The 23,000-nt window shown below is 72.8% G+C and carries 16 protein-coding genes; 10 read left to right on the top strand and 6 right to left on the bottom strand.

What is annotated here, in order from left to right; all coding sequences use genetic code 11:
- The first annotated feature begins 71 nt into the window (after window positions 1-71).
- From ACFYE1_RS01345 to ACFYE1_RS01330, 4 genes are read left to right on the top strand one after another with little or no spacing between them, the layout of a single operon-like run.
- Window positions 72-941, top strand: a complete 870-nt coding sequence (locus tag ACFYE1_RS01345) for a sugar phosphate isomerase/epimerase family protein (protein WP_387739148.1) — start codon at window positions 72-74, stop codon at window positions 939-941.
- Window positions 938-2,104, top strand: coding sequence for a Gfo/Idh/MocA family protein (locus ACFYE1_RS01340; protein ID WP_387739146.1), 1,167 nt, complete (start codon window positions 938-940; stop codon window positions 2,102-2,104). The genes ACFYE1_RS01345 and ACFYE1_RS01340 overlap by 4 nt, the downstream gene beginning before the upstream one ends.
- Window positions 2,105-2,149: 45 nt before the next feature.
- A complete protein-coding gene (locus tag ACFYE1_RS01335) occupies window positions 2,150-3,148 on the top strand; it encodes a sugar phosphate isomerase/epimerase family protein (protein ID WP_387739144.1) in 999 nt (332 codons plus the stop codon).
- Window positions 3,149-3,198: 50 nt separating this feature from the next.
- Entirely contained in the window at window positions 3,199-4,053 is an 855-nt protein-coding gene (locus tag ACFYE1_RS01330; RefSeq protein WP_387739142.1) for a DUF1206 domain-containing protein, read from the top strand.
- An 89-nt stretch (window positions 4,054-4,142) separates the two neighbouring features.
- Here the strand turns inward: ACFYE1_RS01330 and ACFYE1_RS01325 are convergent, their stop codons facing one another.
- The gene (locus tag ACFYE1_RS01325; RefSeq protein WP_387739140.1) at window positions 4,143-4,997 is read right to left on the bottom strand and encodes an SDR family oxidoreductase; all 855 of its coding nucleotides are present in this window, start codon (window positions 4,995-4,997) and stop codon (window positions 4,143-4,145) included.
- Between the two features lie 158 nt (window positions 4,998-5,155).
- A complete protein-coding gene (locus ACFYE1_RS01320; RefSeq protein ID WP_387739138.1) occupies window positions 5,156-5,965 on the bottom strand; it encodes a phosphatase PAP2 family protein in 810 nt (269 codons plus the stop codon).
- A gap of 149 nt (window positions 5,966-6,114) precedes the next feature.
- On the opposite strand from ACFYE1_RS01320, the gene uvrB reads away from it, so the two are divergent.
- Complete coding sequence (gene uvrB, locus ACFYE1_RS01315) at window positions 6,115-8,235, top strand: excinuclease ABC subunit UvrB (RefSeq protein ID WP_387739136.1); 2,121 nt, start codon at window positions 6,115-6,117, stop codon at window positions 8,233-8,235.
- A gap of 260 nt (window positions 8,236-8,495) precedes the next feature.
- Window positions 8,496-9,824, top strand: coding sequence for a TerC family protein (locus tag ACFYE1_RS01310; protein WP_387739133.1), 1,329 nt, complete (start codon window positions 8,496-8,498; stop codon window positions 9,822-9,824).
- 114 nt (window positions 9,825-9,938) lie between these two features.
- Here the strand turns inward: ACFYE1_RS01310 and ACFYE1_RS01305 are convergent, their stop codons facing one another.
- Window positions 9,939-12,551, bottom strand: coding sequence for a DEAD/DEAH box helicase (locus ACFYE1_RS01305; RefSeq protein ID WP_387739131.1), 2,613 nt, complete (start codon window positions 12,549-12,551; stop codon window positions 9,939-9,941).
- A 123-nt stretch (window positions 12,552-12,674) separates the two neighbouring features.
- Here ACFYE1_RS01305 and ACFYE1_RS01300 point away from each other — a divergent pair, with 123 nt between their 5' ends.
- Entirely contained in the window at window positions 12,675-14,411 is a 1,737-nt protein-coding gene (locus ACFYE1_RS01300) for a formate--tetrahydrofolate ligase (RefSeq protein ID WP_387739129.1), read from the top strand.
- A 48-nt stretch (window positions 14,412-14,459) separates the two neighbouring features.
- On the opposite strand, the gene ACFYE1_RS01295 is transcribed toward ACFYE1_RS01300, so the two are convergent.
- The 3 genes from ACFYE1_RS01295 to ACFYE1_RS01285 all read right to left on the bottom strand — a co-directional run bounded on the left by ACFYE1_RS01295 (window position 14,460) and on the right by ACFYE1_RS01285 (window position 19,647).
- Complete coding sequence (locus tag ACFYE1_RS01295) at window positions 14,460-17,945, bottom strand: DUF3376 domain-containing protein (RefSeq protein ID WP_387739127.1); 3,486 nt, start codon at window positions 17,943-17,945, stop codon at window positions 14,460-14,462.
- Between the two features lie 74 nt (window positions 17,946-18,019).
- Window positions 18,020-18,994 (bottom strand): bile acid:sodium symporter family protein, encoded by a 975-nt coding sequence (locus ACFYE1_RS01290; protein WP_387739125.1) that lies wholly within the window; start codon window positions 18,992-18,994, stop codon window positions 18,020-18,022.
- Window positions 18,988-19,647, bottom strand: a complete 660-nt coding sequence (locus ACFYE1_RS01285; protein ID WP_387739123.1) for an MBL fold metallo-hydrolase — start codon at window positions 19,645-19,647, stop codon at window positions 18,988-18,990. Before ACFYE1_RS01285 ends, ACFYE1_RS01290 begins: the two co-directional genes overlap by 7 nt.
- Window positions 19,648-19,800: 153 nt before the next feature.
- Between ACFYE1_RS01285 and ACFYE1_RS01280 the strand changes: the two genes are divergently transcribed.
- From ACFYE1_RS01280 to ACFYE1_RS01270, 3 genes are all read left to right on the top strand, one after another.
- Window positions 19,801-20,358: a hypothetical protein gene (locus ACFYE1_RS01280; RefSeq protein WP_387739120.1), complete on the top strand. Its 558-nt coding sequence runs from the start codon at window positions 19,801-19,803 to the stop codon at window positions 20,356-20,358.
- Window positions 20,359-20,613: 255 nt separating this feature from the next.
- On the top strand, window positions 20,614-21,222 hold the full coding sequence (locus ACFYE1_RS01275) for a MarR family winged helix-turn-helix transcriptional regulator (RefSeq protein ID WP_387739118.1): 609 nt from the start codon (window positions 20,614-20,616) through the stop codon (window positions 21,220-21,222).
- On the top strand, window positions 21,219-22,976 hold the full coding sequence (locus ACFYE1_RS01270; protein WP_387739116.1) for an MDR family MFS transporter: 1,758 nt from the start codon (window positions 21,219-21,221) through the stop codon (window positions 22,974-22,976). The genes ACFYE1_RS01275 and ACFYE1_RS01270 overlap by 4 nt, the downstream gene beginning before the upstream one ends.
- The last annotated feature ends 24 nt before the right edge of the window (window positions 22,977-23,000 follow it).

The following is a 23,000-nucleotide window of genomic DNA, read 5'->3' as shown; positions in this document are numbered from 1 at the left end:
GGCCCGGTCCCGGGACCCCCGGCGGCGGGCAGGGTGCCATCCACGGAACCGCACCGAGAGGAGCCAGGCCTGTGCAGCGCTTGATCGGCGTCAACACCTGGGTGTGGGAGTCTCCGCTCACCGACACGAACCTGCCCCCGCTGCTGCAGAAGATCGCGGACATGGGCTTCGACGCCGTCGAGCTGCCGCTGGAGAACGCCGGCGACCTCTCGGCCGGGGCGGTGCGGGACGCACTCGCCGGACTCCGGCCGTGGATCGTCGGCGCCATGGCGCCCGGGCGCGAACTGGTCCTGGCGGACGACGCCGTGATCGCCCGGACCCAGCGCTACCTCAGTGCCTGCATCCGGCTGGCCCACGACATCGGCGCACCGGCCGTGTGCGGGCCCTTCTACGCGCACACGGGCCGGCTGTGGCGGATGGACGCGGCGCAGCGCGCGGACGCGTACGCGCAGCTCCGGCGCAACCTGGCCCCGCTGGCCGCCGAGGCCGAGGCCGCCGGCGTCGTCCTGGGCATCGAACCGCTCAACCGCTACGAGACGTCCCTCATCAACACCACCGCACAGGCCCTCGACGCCCTCGGGCCGCTGCTCGGACACGGCGTGGGCCTGGCCCTGGACACCTACCACCTGAACATCGAGGAGCGCTCCTCCGCCGACGCCGTCCGGGCGGCCGGCGAGCACCTCGTGCACGTCCAGGTCTGCGGCAACGACCGGGGAGCTCCCGGCGGGGACCAAACGGACTGGATGGGCATCTTCGACGCCCTGGACGCGGTGGGCTACACCGGCGCCCTCAATATCGAGAGCTTCACCGCCCTCAACGCCAGCATCGCCACCGCCGCCTCGATCTGGCGGCCCCTGGCGGCGAGCCAGGACCAACTCGCGGAGCACGGACTGGCGTTCCTGCGCTCGGCCGGCGCCCGGTCCCCAGGAGGACACCCATGACCACCACCGTGCCCGACCCCGCCGGCCGCGGGCCCGTCACCGACGCCCTGGGCGTCGCCGTGCTCGGCTACTCCTTCATGGGCAAGGCCCACTCCAACGCGTGGCGCAACGTCAACGCCTTCTACCCCACGCCCCGCGTGGCGCAGAAGGTGCTGGTGGGCCGGGACGCCGGGCACGTGGCCGAGGCCGCACGGCAGTACGGCTGGGAGGAGAGCGGCACCGACTGGCGGTCGGTGCTGGAACGGGACGACATCCACGTCGTCGACATCTGCACTCCTGGCCACCTGCACGCCGACATGGCCGTGGCCGCCCTCAAGGCCGGCAAGCACGTGCTCGTGGAGAAGCCGCTGGCCAACACGGTGGCCGAGGCCGAGCGGATGGTGGCGGCCGCCGCGGCGGCGCGGGACCGCGGCGTCCGGTCCATGGTGGGCTTCAACTACCGCCGGGTGCCGGCCCTGGCACTGGCCCGGGAGCTGATCGCGGACGGCCGCCTGGGCCGGGTCCGGCAGGTCCGGGTCAGCTACCTGCAGGACTGGCTCGCCGACGAGCACGCGCCCATGACCTGGCGCCTGCGCCGGGAGACCGCCGGGTCCGGCGCGCTGGGCGACCTCGCCTCGCACGCCGTCGACCAGGTGCGCTTCCTCCTGAGCTCGTCGGTCACCTCCGTCTCCGGGACGGTCACCACGTTCGTCCCGACCCGGGAGGGCGAGGCCGGCCCCGAGACGGTGACGGTCGACGACGCCGCCTGGGCCACCCTGCGCACCGCGTCCGGTGCGGTGGTCAGCCTGGAGGTCTCCCGCTGCGCCACCGGCCGCAAGAACGCCCTCGAGATCGAGGTCTACGGATCGACCGGCGGGCTGCGCTTCGACCTCGAGCGGTTGAACGAGCTGCACCTGTTCGACGCCGCCGCGGCCCCGGGCGCCCAGGGCTACAGCAGGATCCTCGTCACCGAGGACGCCCATCCCTACGTGGGGGCGTGGTGGCCCCCCGGGCACGTCCTCGGCTGGGACCACACGTTCACCAGCCAGGCCGCCGATCTCCTGCGGGCCATCGACACGGGGACCCCGGCCGCCCCCGGATTCGAGGACGGCCTGGAGGTCCAACGGGTGCTCGGCGCCGTGACGGCCAGCGCGGCGCGGTCCGGCGCCACCGTCCACCTCTGACCCCGGACCACCGGAGACCCGCTCTCCCCGACACGAAGGACTCTGATGGGACACCGTTACACACTGTTCACCGGCCAGTGGGCCGACCTCCCGCTCGAGGAGGTCGCGGAGCTGGCCGCCGGCTGGGGCTACGACGGTCTGGAGATCGCCGTCTCCGGTGAGCACCTCGACGCCTGGCGGTGGGACGACGACGCCTACGTCCAGGACCGGCTCGACATCCTCGAGCGCCACGGACTCGGGCTGTGGGCCATCTCCAACCACCTCAAGGGCCAGGCGGTCTGCGACGACCCGATCGACTTCCGGCACGAGTCCATCGTGGGGGCCCGGGTCTGGGGCGACGGAGCGCCCGAGGGAGTGCGCGCGCGTGCCGCCGAGGAGATGCAGCTGACCGCACGGCTCGCGCAGAAGCTGGGCGTCGACACGGTGGTCGGCTTCACCGGGTCCTCCGTCTGGCAGTACGTGGCGATGTTCCCGCCGGTCTCCCAGGACGTGATCGACGCCGGGTACCAGGACTTCGCGGACCGGTGGAACCCCATCCTGGACGTGTTCGACGAGTGCGGGGTGCGCTTCGCCCACGAGGTCCACCCCTCCGAGATCGCCTACGACTACTGGTCCACGCACCGGGCCCTGGAGGCCATCGGCCACCGTGAGGCCTTCGGGCTGAACTGGGACCCCAGTCACTTCCTGTGGCAGCAGATCGACCCGGTGGCGTTCATCTCGGACTTCGCGGACCGGATCTACCACGTGGACTGCAAGGACACGAAGATGCGGATGGGCGGCGGGCGCAACGGCATCCTGTCCTCCCACCTGCCCTGGGGCGACCCCCGCCGCGGCTGGGACTTCGTCTCGACCGGCCGGGGCGACGTGCCGTGGGAGGACAGCTTCCGCGCCCTCACCGCCATCGGCTACGACGGACCCATCTCCGTGGAGTGGGAGGACGCCGGAATGGACCGCCTCCGGGGAGCGCCCGAGGCCCTGGCCTTCCTGAGGCGCTTCGACTTCGCCCCCTCCGGCGCCTCGTTCGACGCCGCCTTCGAACAGTAGCCGGTGTCAGCCGAACGGCGTCGTGGACACCGGCGGCCCACAGGCGCACCATGGAGTTCCACACCGCAGGAGGAGCCATGGGCGAGGTCGGCCGGCAGGCCACGAGAGCGGCCAACGCCGCGGACGACGCGACGGACTCCCGCGGGTTCCTCCTCGCGGCCCGCGCGGGGTACGTGGCGGCGGGCCTGCTGCACGTCGTGATCGGGGTCATCGCCCTGCGCATCGCCTCCGGCGGCACGGGCTCCGCGGACCAGTCCGGGGCGGTCGCCGCGCTCGCCGGCAGACCGGGCGGCAACGTCCTGCTGTGGGCGTGCTTCCTCGGCTGCGCCGCGCTCGCCGTCTTCCTGCTCAGCGAGGTGTTCTTCGGTGCGACGCAGCGCTCGGACCGGGAGCGGCTCAAGCACCGGCTCAAGACGGGCGGCCAGGCGGTCGTCTACGGCGCGATCGCCGCCGTGTTCGGGACCTACGCCCTCGGGGGCTCGAGCGACAGCAGCCAGTCCACGCAGTCGCTCAGCGCTCGGCTCATGGCGCATCCGGCCGGCATGGTGCTGCTGATCGCCGTGGGCCTGGGCCTCGTCGTCGCCGGTGCGTTCTTCGTCCACCGGGGCGTGACCAGGTCCTTCCGGGAGAACCTGACGAGCCTGCCACCGGGCACGGCCGGCAGGGCCGTCCTGTGGCTGGGCACCGCCGGCTACGCGGCGAAGGGCGCCGCCCTGGCCGTGCTCGGCGTGCTCTTCGTCGTGGCCACGGTGCAGCACGACCCGGAGCGGTCGACGGGTCTGGACGGCGCGCTCAAGACCCTCCAGGAGCAGCCCTTCGGGGCGTGGATCCTCGGGGCCGTGGCCCTGGGACTCATCTGCTACGGGCTGTTCATGGTGGTCCGGGCCAAGTACCAGCGGATGTGACGACGTCCTCGAGGAACGCTGCTCGAGGTGCCCCGGGCTGCTGGTCGATCGGCGTCCGCCGGCCGCGGGCGAGGATCCTGCCGGGTGCCTCAGCGCATCGCGCGCAGCGCCTCGACCAGCGGCGTGGTGTGCCGGCCGAGCAGCCGCGACAGGTCCCCGGTGACGAGGTCCAGGGCGCCGTCCTCGATGTTGGCGTCCAGGGCCACCAGGAACCGTGCGGTGCTCTCGTCCACGCCCGTCCGCTCCAGCTCCGCGAGGTGCTGCTCGGGCGAGAGGCGCCGGTAGGTCACCTCCCGGCCCAGGACCTCGGTGAGCGCGGCGGCGAGCTCGTCGAAGCTCCAGGCCGTGTCCCCGGAGAGCTCGTAGGTCTGCCCCGCGTGGCCGTCCTGGGCGAGGACGGCGGCGATCGCCTCCGCGTAGTCCTCGCGGGTGGCGCTGGCCACCCGGCCGTCCCCGGCGCTGGCCAGGACCACGCCGGTGGTCTCCGCGTGCCGCAGGGCCGGCTCGAAGTTCTCGGTGTACCAGCCGTTGCGCAGGATCGTGTACGGGAGCCCGGAGTCGACGACGGCCTGCTCCGTGGCCAGGTGTTCGTCCGCGAGCAGGAGCCTCCCGCGGTCGGCGCCGAGGGCGCTGGTGTAGACGAGGCGGGACACCCCGGCCCGGACGGCGGCGTCGACCGCGTTCCGGTGCTGGGGCACTCGCACGCCCAGCTCGCTGCTGGAGATCAGCAGGACCGTGTCCGCCCCCGCGAAGGCCTCGTCGAGGGTCGCGGGGTCGGTGTAGTCGACCTGGACAGTGGTCAGGTCCAGCTCCCGGAGGGCGCCGAGCTTGTCCTCGTTGCGGCCGGCGGCCACGAGGTCCGGCAGCTGCACGTCCAGGCGCAGGAGGGAGCTGAGGACGAGACGGCCCAGCCGGCCGGTCGCGCCGGTGATGACGATGGACACGGTGTTCCTCTCGACGGCGGTCCGCGGACCCGGCCGTTGCCTGCCGGGCGCGGCGGTGTGCCCTGTGCAACGGGCAGCGATCGCGGCCTATTTCCTGCCTTCGCTGCGGGGCTGGTCGCCTCCGGGGGACCCCCGGGTCCGGGGCGGCGATCAGCCGGTCAGGGGCGGTCGCCGGCAGCACCACGGTGCCGGACGGTGAGATGGAGCCGGTGCGCCGTGATGACCAGCGCCAGCCACGCCGCCCCGAGGGTCTGGGCCACGAGCACGTCGGTGAACCAGTGGTGGCCCAGGTACACCCGGCTCAGGGCCATGCTGACCGCGAAGGCCGCCGCGGCGGCGATCGTCAGGATCCGGGCGAGGCGGGCGCGCTGCCGCACCACGAGCAGGTAGGCCACGATGCCGGCGATGACGAACGAGTTCAGGGAGTGGCCGCTGGGGAAGGACGCCGAGTACTCGTAGGGCGGGACGGCGTCCGCCAGGTCCGGCCGGGCGCGTCCGACGAGGGGTTTGCCCGCCACGGTCATCAGCAGGGAGCCCGCCGCGGCCACCGCGATCAGCACGACCGGGGTCCAGGACCGCCGGACGAGGGCCAGGGCCACCATGACGGTCGCCGCCAGGATCGGCATGCCGATCACCCCGCCCACGTGCGTGTAGGCCGTCACGAGCGCGTCGAGCGGGGGCGAGCGCAGCGACATCGCCGTCTCCAGCAGGGGCTCGTCCAGCACCGCGGCGTCGTCCTGGTCCATCACGGACTCGTACACCTCCGCCGAGGCGACCGTCATGGTCACCGCGATGCCCAGACCGACCGCGAGCGGGACGAGGAGCGCCGCGTGGGGACCGAGCCGCCGGGCCAGCCACCGGACGCACCGGACCAGGAGACGGCCGAGGCGGGTCGGCCAGGCCGTGAGGTCCTGCTCGCCCACGAACCGGTCCTCGTGGCTGCCGGTCCGCCCTCGCTCGTCGGTCACGCCGCCCTCCCGTTCCGGCCCCCGGACCCGCCGGCCCGGCGGAGCCTCCCGGGGCGCCTGTGGGACGAGCCTACGGCGTCCCGCGCACGGGCCGATCGCCTCCGGAGGAACCCGGGCTCCGTGTCCGGGGCGGCGCGTAGCCTGGTGCCATGAGCCTCGCCCAGAAGATCAACCGTGTCGTCGCCCCCTTCGAGGTCATCTCCGACTACGTGCCCGCCGGTGACCAGCCCAGGGCCATCGAGGAGCTCGCCACGAGGATCGAGGCGGGGGAGAAGGACGTCGTGCTGCTCGGGGCCACCGGCACCGGCAAGTCCGCGACCGCGGCGTGGCTCATCGAGCGCGTCCAGCGGCCGACCCTCGTCATGGTGCAGAACAAGACGCTGGCGGCGCAGCTGGCGAACGAGCTGCGGGAGCTGCTGCCCCACAACGCCGTCGAGTACTTCGTGTCCTACTACGACTACTACCAGCCCGAGGCCTACGTCCCGCAGACGGACACCTTCATCGAGAAGGACTCCTCCATCAACGAGGAGGTCGAGCGGCTGCGGCACTCCGCCACGAACGCCCTGCTGACCCGGCGCGACGTCGTCGTGGTCGCCACCGTGTCCTGCATCTACGGCCTGGGCACCCCCGAGGAGTACGTGGCGCAGATGGTCACCCTGCGCCGGGGGGAGGAGATGGACCGCGACGAGCTGCTGCGCCGGTTCGTGAACATGCAGTACGCGCGCAACGACGTCGACTTCCACCGCGGCACGTTCCGCGTGCGCGGGGACACCGTGGAGATCATCCCGATGTACGAGGAGCACGCGGTCCGGGTGGAGTTCTTCGGCGACGAGATCGAGTCGATCTACACCCTCCACCCGCTCACCGGGGAGATCATCCGGGAGGAGACCGAGATGTACGTCTTCCCCGCCTCCCACTACGTGGCCGGCGCGGACCGGATGGCCACGGCCGTGAAGTCCATCGAGGACGAGCTCGCCGCGCGGTTGCAGGAGCTGGAGTCCCAGAACAAGCTCGTCGAGGCCCAGCGGCTGCGCATGCGCACCACGTACGACCTCGAGATGATGGAGCAGATGGGCTACTGCAACGGCATCGAGAACTACTCCCTGCACATCGACGGCCGTCCCCGCGGGTCCGCCCCGCACTGCCTCATCGACTACTTCCCGGACGACTTCCTGCTGGTGGTCGACGAGTCCCACGTGACGATCCCGCAGATCGGCGGCATGTACGAGGGCGACATGTCCCGCAAGCGCACGCTCGTGGAGCACGGCTTCCGGCTGCCCTCCGCGATGGACAACCGGCCGCTGAAGTGGGACGAGTTCCTCGGGCGCATCGGCCAGACCGTCTACCTCTCGGCCACCCCGGGCAAGTACGAGCTGTCCCAGGCGGACGGCTACGTCGAGCAGATCATCCGCCCCACCGGCCTGGTGGACCCCGAGGTCGTCGTCAAGCCCACCAAGGGGCAGATCGACGACCTCCTGGACGAGATCACCGTGCGGGTCGAGCGGGACGAGCGCGTGCTCGTCACCACCCTGACCAAGCGCATGGCCGAGGACCTCACCGAGTACCTCATGGAGCACGGGGTCAAGGTCCAGTACCTGCACTCCGACGTCGACACCCTCCGCCGCGTGGAGCTGCTGCGCGAGCTGCGGATGGGCACGTTCGACGTGCTCGTCGGCATTAACCTGCTCCGGGAGGGACTGGACCTGCCCGAGGTGTCCCTGGTGGCGATCCTCGACGCCGACAAGGAGGGCTTCCTGCGCTCCACGACCTCCCTCATCCAGACGATCGGCCGCGCCGCCCGAAACGTCTCCGGCCAGGTGCACATGTACGCCGACCGGATCACCGACTCGATGGCCACGGCCATCGACGAGACGAACCGGCGCCGGGAGATCCAGGTCGCCTACAACACGGAGCACGGGGTCGACCCGCAGCCGCTGCGGAAGAAGATCGCGGACATCACCGACCAGCTCCAGCGCGAGGAGGAGGACACCCGGGAGCTGCTCGCCCGGCGTGCCGCGGCCGGCAAGAAGACCGCGCCGACCGGGGCGAAGAGCGGGCGGGACGCCGTGGCGGCCGCGGAGGACAAGTTGCGCCAGGACGGGTTCGCGGCCGCGCCGGCGGAGGACCTCGTGGATCTCATCGCACAGATGACGGAGCAGATGCAGGCCGCGGCCCAGGAGCTGCAGTTCGAGCTCGCCGGGCGGATCCGCGACGAGCTGTCGGACCTCAAGAAGGAGCTGCGGCAGATGCAGCAGGCGGGGCACGCCTGAGCCCGGAGGCGGGGCGGCACGGACCGGGTCGTCCGCGGGCGGCGCGAGCAGGTCGTCGGCCCTGCACGGGACGGGCGCAGGGCACGTATAGACTGTGCTCAGCCTAGGGGAGTATCCCTCAGCGCTGTGGACGTCAGCACGTCGGGAGTCTCATCCCGGCCGGACGCAGCGGTCGAGCCCAGCACGACGGACCGGAACGGTCCGGCGGGAACGGCGGAGAGACTTACGGCTGTCCCGTACTCGACCCCGAAGGCAGAACCATGGAAGTCTCACTCACCGTCTGGATCGTCACCATCGCGGCCATCGCCGGCCTGTTGCTCTTCGACTACGTGTTCCACGTGCGCAAGGCCCACGAACCGCAGCTCAAGGAAGCCGCGATCTGGTCCGCGATCTACGTGGGCATCGCCCTCCTCTTCGGCCTGTTCGTCCTGTTCAGGTGGGGCGGTACCTTTGCCGGGGAGTACTACGCCGGGTACATCACCGAGAAGGCCCTGTCGGTCGACAACCTCTTCGTCTTCCTCATCATCATCGCGTCCTTCAAGGTCCCGCGCGAGGACCAGCAGAAGGTCCTGCTCTTCGGCATCACGTTCGCCCTGATCGCCCGCACCGCCCTGATCTTCGTGGGCGCCGGGCTGATCAACCAGTTCGCCTGGGTCTTCTACCTGTTCGGGCTCATCCTGCTGCTGACGGCCGGCTCCCTCATCAAGGGGGAGCTGTCCGAGTCCGCGCACGACGAGGCGGACAACTTCATCATCCGCACCGCCAAGCGCTTCATGCACACCTCGGACGAGTACGACGGCGACAAGCTGTTCACCATCGAGAACGGCAAGAAGGTCATGACGCCGATGCTGCTCGTGATGGTGGCGATCGGCGGCACCGACGTCCTCTTCGCCCTGGACTCCATCCCCGCGATCTTCGGGCTGACCCAGCAGACGTACCTGGTGTTCACCGCCGTGGCGTTCTCGCTCATGGGCCTGCGCCAGCTCTACTTCCTCATCGACGGGCTCCTGGACCGGCTCATCTACCTGTCCTGGGGCCTGGCGATCATTCTCGGCTTCATCGGCGTCAAGCTGATCCTGCACGCCCTGCACGAGAACAACCTGGGCTTCATCAACAACGGCGAGCACGTGGAGGTCGTCGAGATCGGCATCAGCCTCTCGCTGACCGTCATCGTGGGTGTGCTGGTGATCACCGTCCTGGCTTCCCTCTTCAGCCCCAAGGGCCGGGCCCTGCGCGTGCTCAACGGGCTGCAGACCGTCGCCGAGCGGTACGTGACCCTGCCGCAGGACGCCTCCGCGGAGGAGCGCCGGAAGCTGGCGGAGAAGGCCGCGGACTACCAGAGGCACATGCCGAAGATCTCCGACAGGCACCGCGAGGAGCTGCTCGAGTCCGAGAAGAACTTCCACGAGCTGCTGGACCGCGCGCGCGGCAAGCACAGCGAGTTCGAGCGCACCGGTGTGGGCCCCGAGCCGGACGCCGTGCCGGCGCCGGAGGCCGAGGCGCTCTCCGGTGCCCGGGCCGAGACCCAGGAGGCGGCCGGCACCACGACCCCGGACGCCCCCCGCGGCGGCGGCAGCTCCGCCGTCTGAGCATCCGCTCCCGGTGCCCCGCGCACCGGGAGCAGGAGCCCCCGGCGCGCACCGATCAGGCGCGGGCCGGGGGCTCCGTCGTCGTCGGGGGACCGCCGGGGAGGCGGACCCGGCTCAGCGACCGGTCTCGGTGATGGGACCGACGTTGTCCACGACCACGGCGGGGAAGCCGTCCTGGTCCGAGGTCCGCAGGTCGATGCGGGCGTTGATGCCCCAGTCGTGGTGGCCGTCCGGGTCGTCGAAGACCTGCACCACGGTCCAGTACCCCGGGAGTCCCGCGGGCTGCTCGTCGATCCGGATCAGCCCCGGCCCCCTCGACTGGGGGTCCGTGTAGATGTCCTCGTGCTCGGCGAAGTAGGCGTCCATGGCGTCCGCCCACCGGTCCCGGTCCCAGCCGTGCTCGCCGTCGAGGGCGCCCAGGACCTTGTCCTTCTCGTCCGCGAACAGCTCGACGCGCTGGAACAGGGCGTTGCGGACCATGACCCGGAACGCCCGCGGGTTGGACGTGATCACGGGGGGCTGCTCGTCGATGAGCTCCTCGAGGGAGTCCGCGGAGGTGCCCATGGGGGACTCCTCGCCGGCGGCCAGCTTCTCCCACTCGTCCAGCAGCGAGTTGTCGGTCTGCCGGATGAGCTCGCCCAGCCACTCCACGAGGTCCTCGAGGTCCTCCCGGAGCAGGTCCAGCGGCACGGTCTGGCGCAGCGCCTTGTAGGCGTCGGAGAGGTACCGCAGCAGGATGCCCTCGGACCGGGCCAGACCGTAGTACTGCACGTAGTCGCCGAACGTCATGGCGCGCTCGTACATGTCCCGCACCACGGACTTGGGCGTCAGCTCGAACTGCGCCACCCACGGCGCGCCGGTGCGGTAGGTCTCGAACGCCTGGCTCAGCAGCTCCTCGAGCGGCTTGGCGTAGCTGACGTCCTCGAGCTCCTTCATCCGCTCGTCGTAGTCGAGGCCCTCCGCCTTCATCGACGCCACGGCCTCCCCACGGGCCTTCTTCTCCTGCATGTTCAGCACCTGGCGGGGTTTCTCGAGGGTCGCCTCGATGACGGAGACCACGTCCAGGGCGTAGCCCGGGTCCTCCCGGTCCAGCAGGGTGAGGGCGGCGAGGGCGAAGGGTGACAGCGGCTGGTTGAGGGCGAAGTTCTCCTGGAGCTCCACGGTCAGCCGCCAGGTGCGGCCCTCCTCGTCGGGCTCGTCCAGCTTCTCGACGACGCCTGCGGCGCGCAGCTCCTTGAGGATTCCGATGGCCTGCCTCAGCAGGGCGCGCTGCCGCTGCCGCGTCTCGTGGTTGTGAGTCAGCAGGTGCCACGCCGCCAGCACCGGGTCCCCGGGGCGCTGCAGGAGGTTGAGCAGGATCGAGTGGGTCACCGTGAAGGACGAGGTCAGCGGTTCCGGCTCGGAGGCGACCAGGGTCTCGAACGTCGGCCTGCCCCAGGACACGAAGCCCTGCGGCGGCTTCCTCTTCACCACCTGCCGCAGCTTCTTCTGGTCGTCGCCGAACTTGGCGTGGGCCTTCTTCATGGCCTTGGTGTTCTCGATGACGTGCTCGGGAGCCTGGACCACCACCGTGCCCGCGGTGTCGTAGCCGGCCCGCCCGGCCCGGCCCGCGATCTGGTGGAACTCGCGGGCGTTGAGCCGGCGGGTGCGCTCACCGTCGAACTTGGACAGCGCCGTGATCACCACGGTGCGGATGGGCACGTTGATGCCCACCCCCAGGGTGTCGGTCCCGCAGATGACCTTGAGCAGCCCCGTCTGGGCGAGCTGCTCCACGAGCCGGCGGTACTTGGGCAGCATCCCGGCGTGGTGGACCCCGATGCCGTGGCGGACCAGGCGGTTGAGGGTCTTGCCGAAGCCGGCGGAGAAGCGGAACCCGGCGATCAGCTCGCCGATGCGCTCCTTCTCCTCCTTGGTGAGCACGTTGACGGACATCAGGTTCTGGGCCTGGTCCATGGCCTGCAGCTGGGAGAAGTGCACGACGTAGACCGGGGCCTGGTTGGTGCTCAGCAGCTCCTCGAGGGCCTCGTGGATGGGGTCCTCGGACCAGTAGTGGTGCAGCGGGATGGGCCGCTCCGCGGAGGACACGGTCGTCGTCGGGCGTCCCGTGAGGTCCGTGATCCCCTCCTCGAAGCGGGAGACGTCCCCGAGCGTGGCGCTCATGACGAGGAACTGTGCCTGGGGCAGCTCCAGCAGCGGCACCTGCCACGCCCAGCCGCGCTGCGGGTCGGAGTAGAAGTGGAACTCGTCCATCACCACGGGCCCCACGTCCGCGTCCCGGCCCTCGCGCAGGGCGACGTTGGCGAGGATCTCCGCGGTGCAGCAGATGATGGGGGCGGCGGCGTTGACCGCGGAGTCGCCGGTGACCATGCCGACGTTCTCCGCGCCGAAGATCTCCACGAGCGAGAAGAACTTCTCGGACACGAGCGCCTTGATCGGAGCGGTGTAGTACGAGCGCTGCCCGGCGGCGAGGCCCGCGAAGTGGGCCGCGACCGCCACCGTGGATTTCCCGGACCCGGTCGGGGTCGCGAGGATCACGTTGGACCCGCTCGCGAACTCGAGCACGGCCTCGTCCTGGGCGGGGTAGAGCTCCATGTCCCGGGAGGCGATCCAGCCGAGGAACCCCTCGTAGACCTCGTCCCCGGACAGGGCGTTGGTGGCGAAGTCGCCGCGGTAGTACGGGTGGCCCGGGGTGCCGAGCTCGGGGGAGAGGGCTTCGAGGAGTTTCATCGTCCTCCACTGTATCGGGACGGCGCGTTCCGGCCCGTGCCGGTTCCGCGTCGTCGGGGCCCGGGCCGGGTCGACGACGGCGGGGCACTGGCCGGGACACGCCCGGTCCAGCAGACTGAGCCCATGACGGACGTCACCGCCCCGCTTCCCTCGGACCTGGAGATCGCCCAGGCCGCCCGGCCCCGCCCCGTGTCCGAGATCGCGGCCGCGGCCGGGATCGCCGCCGACCGACTGGAGCCCTACGGGCGCTTCGTGGCGAAGGTCGACCCGCGCCCGGACGAGGTGTCCACCCCCGAGGTGGCCGCCGAGCGGAAGCACGCCCGGGGCGTGCGGTACGTGGTGGTCACGGCGCTGACCCCCACGCCGCTCGGCGAGGGGAAGACGGCCACGGCGGTGGGCCTGGCCCAGGGCATGGCGGTCACCGGCCGCTCCGCCGCCCTGACCCTGCGCCAGCCCTCCATGGGCCCCACGTTCGGCATCAAGGGCGGCGCCGCGGGGGCCGGGTACGCCCAGCTGCTGCCGATGGACAAGCTGAACCTGCACCTGACCGGGGACTTCCACGCCGTGACTGCCGCCCACAACCTGCTGGCGGCGATGATCGACAACCACCTGCACCACGGCAACGCCCTGGGTCTGGACGTCCGCTCGATCACGTGGCGGCGGGTCCTCGACGTCAACGACCGGGCGCTGCGCACCGTGGTGGTCGGCCTCGGCGACCACCAGGACGGCGTGCCCCGCCAGACGGGTTTCGACATCACGGCGGCGTCCGAGGTGATGGTGATCCTCTCCCTCGCCACGTCCTTCGCCGACCTGCGCCGCCGCCTGGGCCGCATCGTGGTGGGCTCCACGCACAACGGTGAGCCCGTCTCCGCGGAGGACCTCAAGGCCGCCGGCTCGATGGCGGTGATGCTGCAGGACGCCTTCCAGCCGAACCTGCTCCAGACCCTCGAGGCGACCCCCGCGCTGGTCCACGCCGGGCCCTTCGGCAACATCGCGACCGGCAACTCCTCCGTGGTCGCCGACTACGTGGCCATGGCCCACGCCGACTACGTCATCACCGAGGCGGGGTTCGGCGCGGACATGGGCCTCGAGCGCCTGGTCAACGTCAAGGCCAGGGCCTCGGGCCTGACCCCGGACGCGGCGGTGCTCGTGACCACGGTGCGGGCGCTGAAGACCCACTCCGGTCGCTACACCGTGCTGCCGGGCAAGGCGCTGCCGGCGGAGATGCTCCAGGAGAACCCCGGGGACGTGGAGGCGGGCGCAGCCAACCTGCTCCACCACCTAGCCATCGCCCGGGCCTTCGGGATCTCCCCGGTCGTGGCGATCAACGCGTTCCCCGGGGACCACGCCTCGGAGCACGAGGCGATCCGCCGGATCGCCCGGACGACCGGGGCGGAGGTGGCCGTGTGCACGGCGGTGTCCGAGGGCGGTGCCGGGGCGGCCGAGCTCGCCGACGCCGTGGCCGCCGCGTGCGAGCACCCGGCCGGCTACACCCCGACCTACGGGCTCACCGAGTCCCTCGAGGACAAGCTCACGGCGGTCGCCACCCGCGTCTACGGCGCGGACGGAATCCAGATCACCCCGGCCGCGGAGCATCAGCTGGCCCGCTACGAGGAGCTCGGCTACGGAGGCCTGCCGGTCGTCATCGCCAAGACCCACCTGTCCACGACCGCGGACCCCGCCCGCAAGGGCGCGCCCACCGGGTGGTTACTGCCGGTCCGGGAGCTGCGCGCCGCCGTGGGCGCCGGCTACCTCTACGCGATCTGCGGGACGATGCGCACCATGCCGGGGCTGGGCACCTCGCCGGCGGCCGAGCGGATCGGTGTCGACGACGACGGGCGCGTCACCGGCCTGTTCTGACGCACACCACCCCCGACGCACGCCACGCCCGGCGCACGTGCCGGCGGCTCACCGGCGGGGCAGCAGCTCCTCGCCGGGCCCGTACCGCCGCAGCATGCCCTCCCCGGGTGCCCACCACAGGACGGCCGCCCAGCAGTAGGCCGCCCCGGCCACGGCCGGCAGGTCGGTCGAGAGCGACCCGTGGCCGCCCGTCCAGGACCACAGGACCCAGGCCGCGGCGCCCCCGAGGAACGCCGCGGCCACCACGACGACGAGGGCCCACGCCGGCCGCACCCATCCCGCCAGGAGCAGGGCACCGACCACGAGCAGCGCCATGGCCAGTGCGGCGGCCCGCGGCCCGGCGCCGTCCGGCACGCGGTCCGGGAGCCCGGACAGGGCGGCCCCGGCCCAGACCGCCACCGCCGCCGGCACCACGAGGGCCGCACCACCGACCTCGTCCAGACCCCGGTGCCTCGGCACGCGCACCGCCACGATCGCGGCCAGGCGCTCCAGAGCGAGCACGGCGAGCACCAGCAGCAGGGCAGCGCCGGCGCGCCCGGACGGCACGGCGGTCCAGAGCGGGAGCAGCAGGGACAGCGCGGCGGCGCCCACGAGGGCGGCCCGCCACAGTGCGCCGCGGCGGGCGGCGGCGACCGCACCGGCCGTGACCGGCGGCGCGGCGCGCCCCGCGGCCGAGGGCGCTGGACGAGGGGGCGGCCGGACCCCGGCGGCCTCCTGGACGGCCGTCCACCGCCGCTGCGCACGCCGGCCCGTCCGCAGGAGGGACAGCACCAGCGCCGCTGCACCGGCCGTGAGCAGGGCGGCTCCGGGCCACGACCAGGCGCTCCCGTCCGCGGCGAGCGGACCCGCGGCCGCCCACAGCCCGGCCGCCAGCGCGACGGCGACCAGGGCGGCGCGCACCGGGGTGACCACCGCGGGCACGAGCACGAGCACGGGCTGGAGCACCAGCAGCACGACCTCCCAGACCGGGCGGGGCAGGTCCGGGGTGCCCGCCAGGGCCCGCCCCAGCACGCGCACCCCGCGCGAGGCCAGCGAGAGGCGGTGGCCGGGGGCCAGCCGGTCCAGCCCGTCGGCGCTCGCGCCGACCACCGCCCGGCCGCGCTCGGCGCAGCCGTCGCCGACGTCCCGCAACAGGGCGTCCTGCAGTCCGGCGACGACAGGATCGGCCGTCCCGGTGCTCCCGGCGGGCCGAGCACCGGGAGCGCCGGGCGAGGTCGCCGGGGGAGGCGCGGGCAGCCCGCGCAGGAACCCGGCCACGCCGGCCGCCGCGTCGAGGCGCCCCCACCACCAGTCGTTGGCCCGCCAGTCCCCGGCCAGGAACCCCCGGAAGTTCAGCAGTCCGGCACCGGCCAGCTTGGCGCCCGCGGGCATCCGGCCGTCACCGTCCGAAAGCAGCCGCGCCAGCTCCTTGGTCCCCGCCCCCGGAGCGTCGAGGGCCCGCTGGAGACGGTCACGGGCGAGCGACGCCCGGAGGGCGGGGAACGAGTCCGGCGCCGCGGGCGCCTGGTCCCCGCGGATCTCCCCGTAGGCCACCCGGGAGACCGCCGCGGGGATCCCGGCCGCGGCCAGGAGCGGGGGCAGGTCCACAGCGGCCGGCGCCGTGCCCCCGGCAGGGATCCTCGACCAGGGGGACGCCTCCCAGTCCGCCCGCCGCGCCGCCCCGCCGGGGCCGTCGACGGCCAGGTGCTCGCCCACCACGGCGTGCAGGCCCCGCAGCCCGGCCACGACCGCGTCGAGCTCGGCCCACGAAGCGGCGGTCGGCCGGTGCTCCGCGCCGGAGGCGCCCAGCCAGGAGTCGACGGTTCCCGGGGGCCGTTCCGCCTGACCCGCGCCGGCGGCGAGCACGGCGTGGAACCGCCGGTCGCGCTCGTGGCGGGCGACCGCCAGCACCCGGTAGGCGCGCTCGCGGGCGAGGGCCCTGTCGAAGCCGCCGGCAGGAGCGGGCAGCCCGTCGAGGTCCAGCTCCTCGAGGACGCGCACCCAGGACAGCACGCAGGACGCGGCGTCGAACAGCGCCTGAGCTCCCCGCAGCACCGCCGCGGCGGCAGGGTCGTCGAGCGGGCCCCGGGAAAGGGCGTCGTAGCGCCGGAGCAGCTCGGTCCGCAACGGCCCGAGCGCCCCGGGCGGCCGCGCCCGCAGGGCGTCGCGCCGGGCCAGGGTCGAGGTGAGCTGCCACTCCGCCGGACGGGTCAGGAGGCGGGACAGCAGGTCGGCGTCGGTCCGGGCCCGGCAGCGCAGATAGGCCCGGCGACGCTCGTCGAGCGAGGCCTCGTCCCAGCACCCGATCAGGGCCGCGAGCGGGTGCAGGCGACCGCGGGCCACGAGCTGGGTGTCCAGGTAGTCGGACAAGGCCAGCACCTCGTCCTCGTCCGACTCCCGCCGGGGCAGCCGGGCGACCGTGGCGGCGAGCGTGCCCACGAGGCGCGGCAGATCGCGCTCGAACCGCACGCCCCGCTCGCGGTGGGGCGGGTCCGGGTCGAGGTACAGCAGGCCCCGGTCGGCGTGCCGCAGGGACGTCCTGGTGCGCGCGGCCTCCAGCGCCCGGTCGATGGGGATGTTGTCGAACACGCCTCCGTCGACCACGTGGTAGGGAAGCTCCGCGGGGTCGCGGTGCGCGCCGAACGCCTGGCTCAGGTCCGGGCGTCCGGCCTCCGGGCCCGGTGCGCCCCGCGGGCCCGGGGTCGGGGCGGCCCACACCGAGGCCGGCTCGAAGGCCCCGGGAAAGGAGGCAGTGGCCCGGGCGGCGTAGGCCAGCCGGGACAGCGCGGCCGCGGCCTCCGCGGGGGCGGTGTCCCGCCCCGGGATGTCGTTGTCCAGGGACGGGGCGGGGGAGCCGGGCTCCGGGGACGAGAAGTGGAAGTCGCTCCGCCCCTCCGCCGATGCGCTGTGGGGGGAGGGGTCGCTGTCCAGGACCGTGGCGGAGAGCTCGACCGTGACGTGCTCGGCCTCCAGGTCCGGGTGGTGCTCCGTGCTGCCCCGAAGCGCCCGGAGCGCCTCCAGCAGTCGCGGCCACAAGTACTCGTCGCCGCGCAGCAGGGAGTCCACGGGGCGCCGTCCGAGCGGGCGCAGCAAGCGGCCGAGGTCGCCGTGCTCCGCCCAGATCCGGCCGAGGGCGTCCATGTCGGAGCCGGCGCGCTGGGCCACGGCGTGCACCACGCCGTTGAGCCCGCCGGCGCTGGCCCCGGCGAGGAGATCGAACTCCACCCGGTCGTAGCCGGCGTCCGCGAGCAGCCGCGCGTACACCGCGGCGCGCTCCTCGACCAGGGGATCAGGGGTCGCGGAGGGGTGCAGGAGGTAGGCGTGCAGCGCTCCGCGGCCGTCCCGGTGGATCCGGATCCGGCGCAGGACGTCCAGCTCCGCCACGGCACCGCCGATCCACACGGCGAGACTCACGCCGCCGCGCATGGCCAGGGCGAGCCGGAGGGTGCGGCCGAAGGCCGGTTCCTTCCCCGCGGTCGCGTCCGCGAGGGGCTGTGCGGGCAGCAGCAGCGTGACGGGCAGAGGAGCAGCGACGGACCCTGTGCCCGCACTCACCAGCGGATTCGTGGCTTCCGGCGGACGGTGGCCGGTCGCCGGGACGTCCCGCCGGCGGCCCGGCCGGTGGTCGCTCAAGCGCGGGCGCGGCGGGCGTCGGCGCGGCGGCAGAGCACGGCGAACAGGGCGCCCGACAGGTTGTGCCAGACCGAGAAGACCGCCGCCGGCAGGGCTGCCAGGGGGTTCATGTACTGGGCGGCGAGCCCGGCGGCCAGTCCGGAGTTCTGCATGCCCACCTCCACGGCGGTGGTGCGCCGCACGGCGATCGGCTGCCGCGTCACCGCGCCCACGAAGTGGCCCAGGGCCAGGCCGATCACGTTGTGCAGGACCACGGCCGCGAGCACGAGCAGGCCGGCCTCCACGATCCGGTCGGCGCTGCCCGAGACGACGATGGCCACGATCAGGGCGATGGCCGCGACCGACACCCACGGCAGGACGGGCAGGGCGCGCTCGACCAGGCGGGGCGCCAGCAGGCGCACGCCGAGGCCTGCGACGACGGGCAGGAGAACGATCTTGGTGATCGACCAGGCCATGGCCCCGCCGTCCACCGGCAGGTACTGTCCGGCCAGCCACAGCGTGAGCAGGGGAGTGAGCAGCGGCGCGAGCAGCGTGGAGATCGAGGTCATGGCGACCGACAGCGCCACGTCACCGCGGGCGAGGTAGGCGACCACGTTGGACGCCGTTCCGCCGGGCGCGCAACCCACCAGGATCACGCCCGCGGCGAGCTCCGGCGGGAGCCGCAGCAGGAATACCACGAGCAGCGCCACGAGGGGCATGACCACGTACTGGGTCGCGACACCGAGCAGCACCGGCAGCGGCCGCTTCGCCACGAGCGCGAAGTCCACGGGACGCAGGGTCAGGCCCATGCCGAACATGACCACCCCGAGCAGGGGGTTGATCCATCCGGACAGCCCGCTCACGGCACCGGGGGCCAGGAACCCGACGAGACCGCCCGCGAGGACGAGCACGGGGAAGAGCAGGACGGCGATGTAGGCGCTGCGATCGGGGGCAGTGGTCTCGGCCGCGGTCGCGGGGCCGGCGTTCACCATCCGCGGGCCCGCCACTCGTCCAGGTGCGGACGCTCCGCCCCCAGCGTGGTGGGCTTGCCGTGGCCGGGGTGGACCACGGTGTCGTCGTCGAAGCGCTCGAAGACGCGCTCGGTGACGTCGTCGATCAGCTGCCGGAAGTCCTCGGGGCTGTTGGTCCGGCCCACGCCGCCGGGGAAGAGGGAGTCGCCGGAGAAGATGTGCGCCGGGCCCTCCGGGTCGCGGTAGACCAGGGCGATCGAACCGGGAGTGTGCCCGCGCAGGCCGATGACCTCGAGGTCGAAGCCGTCGAACTCGGCCGTGTCCCCGTCCTCGAAGGTCAGGTCCATGGGCACGGCGATGTCGGACTCGTCGTCGGCGCCGCACGCCGTCATGGCCTCGGACCGGGAGCGGACCTCCTCGAGGGCGCGGACGTGGTCCCAGTGGGAGTGGGTGGTGATGATGACCTGGAGATTCCCGTAGGTCTTGGAGCAGTCGCCGTTGCCGGCGCCCACGAGACCGGCGATGGCCCGGGCGTCGTCGGCCGCGTCGATGAGGACCTGCGTTCCCTCGTCCTTGGACGTGAGCAGGTAGACGTTGTTGTCCATCTCGCTCACGGAGATCCGGCGAATCGTGACCTCGGCGAGGTCGGTGACCTCCGTCTTCGTTGCGATCATGAGGACGAAGGTACTCCCGTGCCCCGGCACTCGCCAATCGCGGGCTCGGAGATCCCATCGTGACCTCCGCGCTCTGGTCCGGACCGTTAGCACCAGGGAACATGGAGGCGGTGCTTCGTCCCGGAGCACCGCCCGGTGGAGGAGGAGAGTATCGTGCCGAGAGAAGCTCTGCTGGTCCTGACGCTGACAGGGATCGTGCTGACCGGGTGCTCCGGTGCCCCGGAGCCACCGGGAGGTTCCGGTCCGACGGCCTCCGCCGGCGCGTCCGGCAGCGCGACGTCGACCCGGGCGCCGTCTCCGACGCCGCCGCCCGCACCCTCGACGCCGGCGGCCTCCGCGCCGGCCACGTCCCCGGCCGCGCCGGCCACGTCCCCGGCCGCGCCGGCCACGTCCCCGGCCGCGCCGGCCGCGGACCCGCAGGCGGTCGTCGACCTGTTCGTGCGCAGCGGTGGGATCTGCCAGTCGGGGCACTTCGGGGACGTGCCGACGACTCCGGAGAACATCGCGATCGTGCAGGACTACTGCGCCACGCAACCGCTGCCCACACTGCCTCCTGCGGACCCGCAGGCGGTCGTCGACCTGTTCGTGCGCAGCGGTGGGATCTGCCATTCGGGGCACTTCGGGGACGTGCCGACGACTCCGGAGAACATCGCGATCGTGCAGGACTACTGCGCCACCCAGTCGGTGCCCACACCGCCCCCAGCTCCATAGGGGCGCACCGGCCACGGCATCACGGGCTCTGCCGCCCGGCCGGAACACCTCTGCCCGTGTCGGACGGCACATGCCGGGTGCTTGTCTCCTTCGACCGTCCCGCATAAAGTTGCGTGCGGCAACAAAATATCAGGGTATCCGGTGGCACCACGCCCGCGTCGTCGTCGAGGCGGGACCCCCGAGCAACGGGGAGTGCGGACCGGGTGCCCGAACGAGGTTGCCGTCCGAACCGTCCCCGATCCCGGAGGAGCCCCGTTGCCCGTCTCCCACGACACCGCCGTGGAACTGGTGCGCGACCTGCTGGAGCTGCAGCGCGTCATGAAGCGCGTGACCAAGACCGACGCCGGCCAGCGCCAGCTCAACCCCACGGCGATCGCCCTGCTCTACTACCTCGACAGCAACGGGCCGCGGCGGGCCACCGTGATGGCCTCCGAGACCGGGCTCGGCCCCTCGGGGCTGAGCCGCCAGCTGGCCGTCCTCGAGGGGGAGGGCCACGTCGAGCGCACCCCCGACCCCGACGACGGGCGCGCCGCGCTCGTCGCCATCACGGAGCGTGGCCGGGAGGAGGTCCGGACCGTGCTGGAACAGGACGCCCAGCGGCTCGCCGCGCGGCTCGAGGGCTGGGACGAGGAGCAGGCCCGTGGCAGCCGCGGGGCCATCAACGAGATCACCACCGTCTTCCTGGACTCCCTCGGCGTGGAGCGCACCACGTCCTGCCGCAGCCCCCACCAGCCTGACCGCACGGGGGCGGCCATCGGCGGGGCCGACGCCGACCCGGAGCACGCCGCCCACGACAACACGGTCCAGGACCACGCAGGACAGGACCCCGCAGACCGAGAGCACGAGGAGCACCCCGCACCATGACGTCACAGCAATCGACCGCCGCACCGGGCGGGGGGACCGGCGCCTCCCACCAGGACGTGATGCGGGCGCTCACCGGGATCCTCGCGGTGTTCTTCATGGCGATGGTCACCCTCACGATCATCGGCACGGCCCTGCCCGTGATCATGGCCGACCTCGGCGGGGATCAGACGTCGCTGTCCTGGACGGTCACCGGCACCCTGCTCGCCAACGCCGCCACCACGCCCGTCTGGGGCAAGCTCGCCGACCTCTTCGACAAGAAGAAGCTGCTCCAGCTGTCCATCGTGATCTTCGTGCTCGGCTCGGCCATGGCCGGGTTGGCCCCTACCATCGAGTTCCTCATCCTGGCCCGCGTGGTCCAGGGCGTGGCCATGGGCGGCATCATGGCCCTGGCCATGACCATCATGGGCACGATCATCCCGCCCCGGGAGCGCGGTCGCTACGCCGGCTACATGGGCGCCGTCATGGCGGTGGCCACCTCAGCCGGCCCGCTCCTCGGCGGACTCATCGTGGACCTCTTCGGCTGGCGGTGGGTGTTCCTCATCCCCGCCCCGCTGGCGGTCCTGGCGGCCGTGCTCGTCCACCGCACCCTGCACATCCCGCCGCAGGCGCCCCGGAAGGTGAGCATCGACTGGCTCGGCATCGTGCTGCTGGTCCTCTCGGCCTCCGCGCTGCTGCTGTGGGTGTCCCTGGCCGGCCAGCCGGGGATGTTCGAGTGGATCTCGCCGACCTCCGCGGCCCTCGCCGCCACCGCGCTCGTGGGGACCGTGCTGTTCGTGCTCGTGGAGCAGCGGGCCACCGAGCCGGTCCTGCCCATCCGGGTGGTCACCGAGCGCACCACCGCCCTGGCCATCGTGGCGGCCATCGCCACCGGCGGAGCCATGTTCGCCTCGACCACCTACCTGGGCCAGTACTTCCAGCTCGGCCAGGGCTTCAGCCCCACCATGGCCGGGATGCTCATGCTCCCGCAGGTGTTCGGCTCCCTCGTGGGCGCCACGGTCGCCGGGCAGCTGATCACCCGCTACGGGCGGTGGAAGATCATCCTGGTGGTCGCCGCCGTGCTCATGTCCACCGGCCTGTTCCTCGCCGCGACGCTCACGCACGACACCGCGCTGTGGGGCGTGAGCGCGCTTATCTTCCTCGTGGGCCTCGGCATCGGCGCGCTGAACCAGAACCTGGTCCTGGCCGTGCAGAACACCGTGGGGCTCAAGGACATGGGCGCGGCGTCCTCCTCGGTCGCGTTCTTCCGCACCATGGGCGGCGCCGTGGCGGTCGCCGTCTTCGGCGCCCTCATGAGCTCCCACCTCGCCCGGCAGCTGGCCGAAAGCACCCGGGCCCGGGGCGGGGACCCCGCCGCCGTGGACAGCTCCACGATGGACCTGGAGTCGCTGCCCGCCTCCGTCGAGGGGGTGGTGCGCGAGGCCTACGGCACGGGCACCGGACTCGTCTTCCTCGTCGCCGCCGTCGCGTCCCTGGCGACCCTGCTCGCGGTGCTCCTCATCAAGGAGGTCCCGCTGCGGCGCACCGTGGACATCGTCGAGGTGGACCCCGCCACGGGCCGGCTCAAGGTCGTCACCCGCACGGTCGACGCCCGTGGGGTCCGCCGGCAGCAGGACGCCGCGGTGGGCCCGGTTCCCGAGGAGGCCGGTCCGCGGGCGGACGGCGCCACCCGCGCCCGGGAGGGCTCGTCCACCGGAGGAGCGGCCCGCCAGCTCGTTCGCGAGGACACCTCCACCGGCCCCGTGGACCGGGTGTGAACCCGCCCACGGACCCGGCCCCGA

Origin of the sequence: Kocuria nitroreducens, assembly GCF_042879195.1 — a bacterium.
Classification (GTDB): Bacteria; Actinomycetota; Actinomycetes; order Actinomycetales; family Micrococcaceae; genus Kocuria; species Kocuria nitroreducens.
Note: the sequence above shows the minus strand (reverse complement) of the source record. Positions and strands in the feature narration are given on the sequence as shown.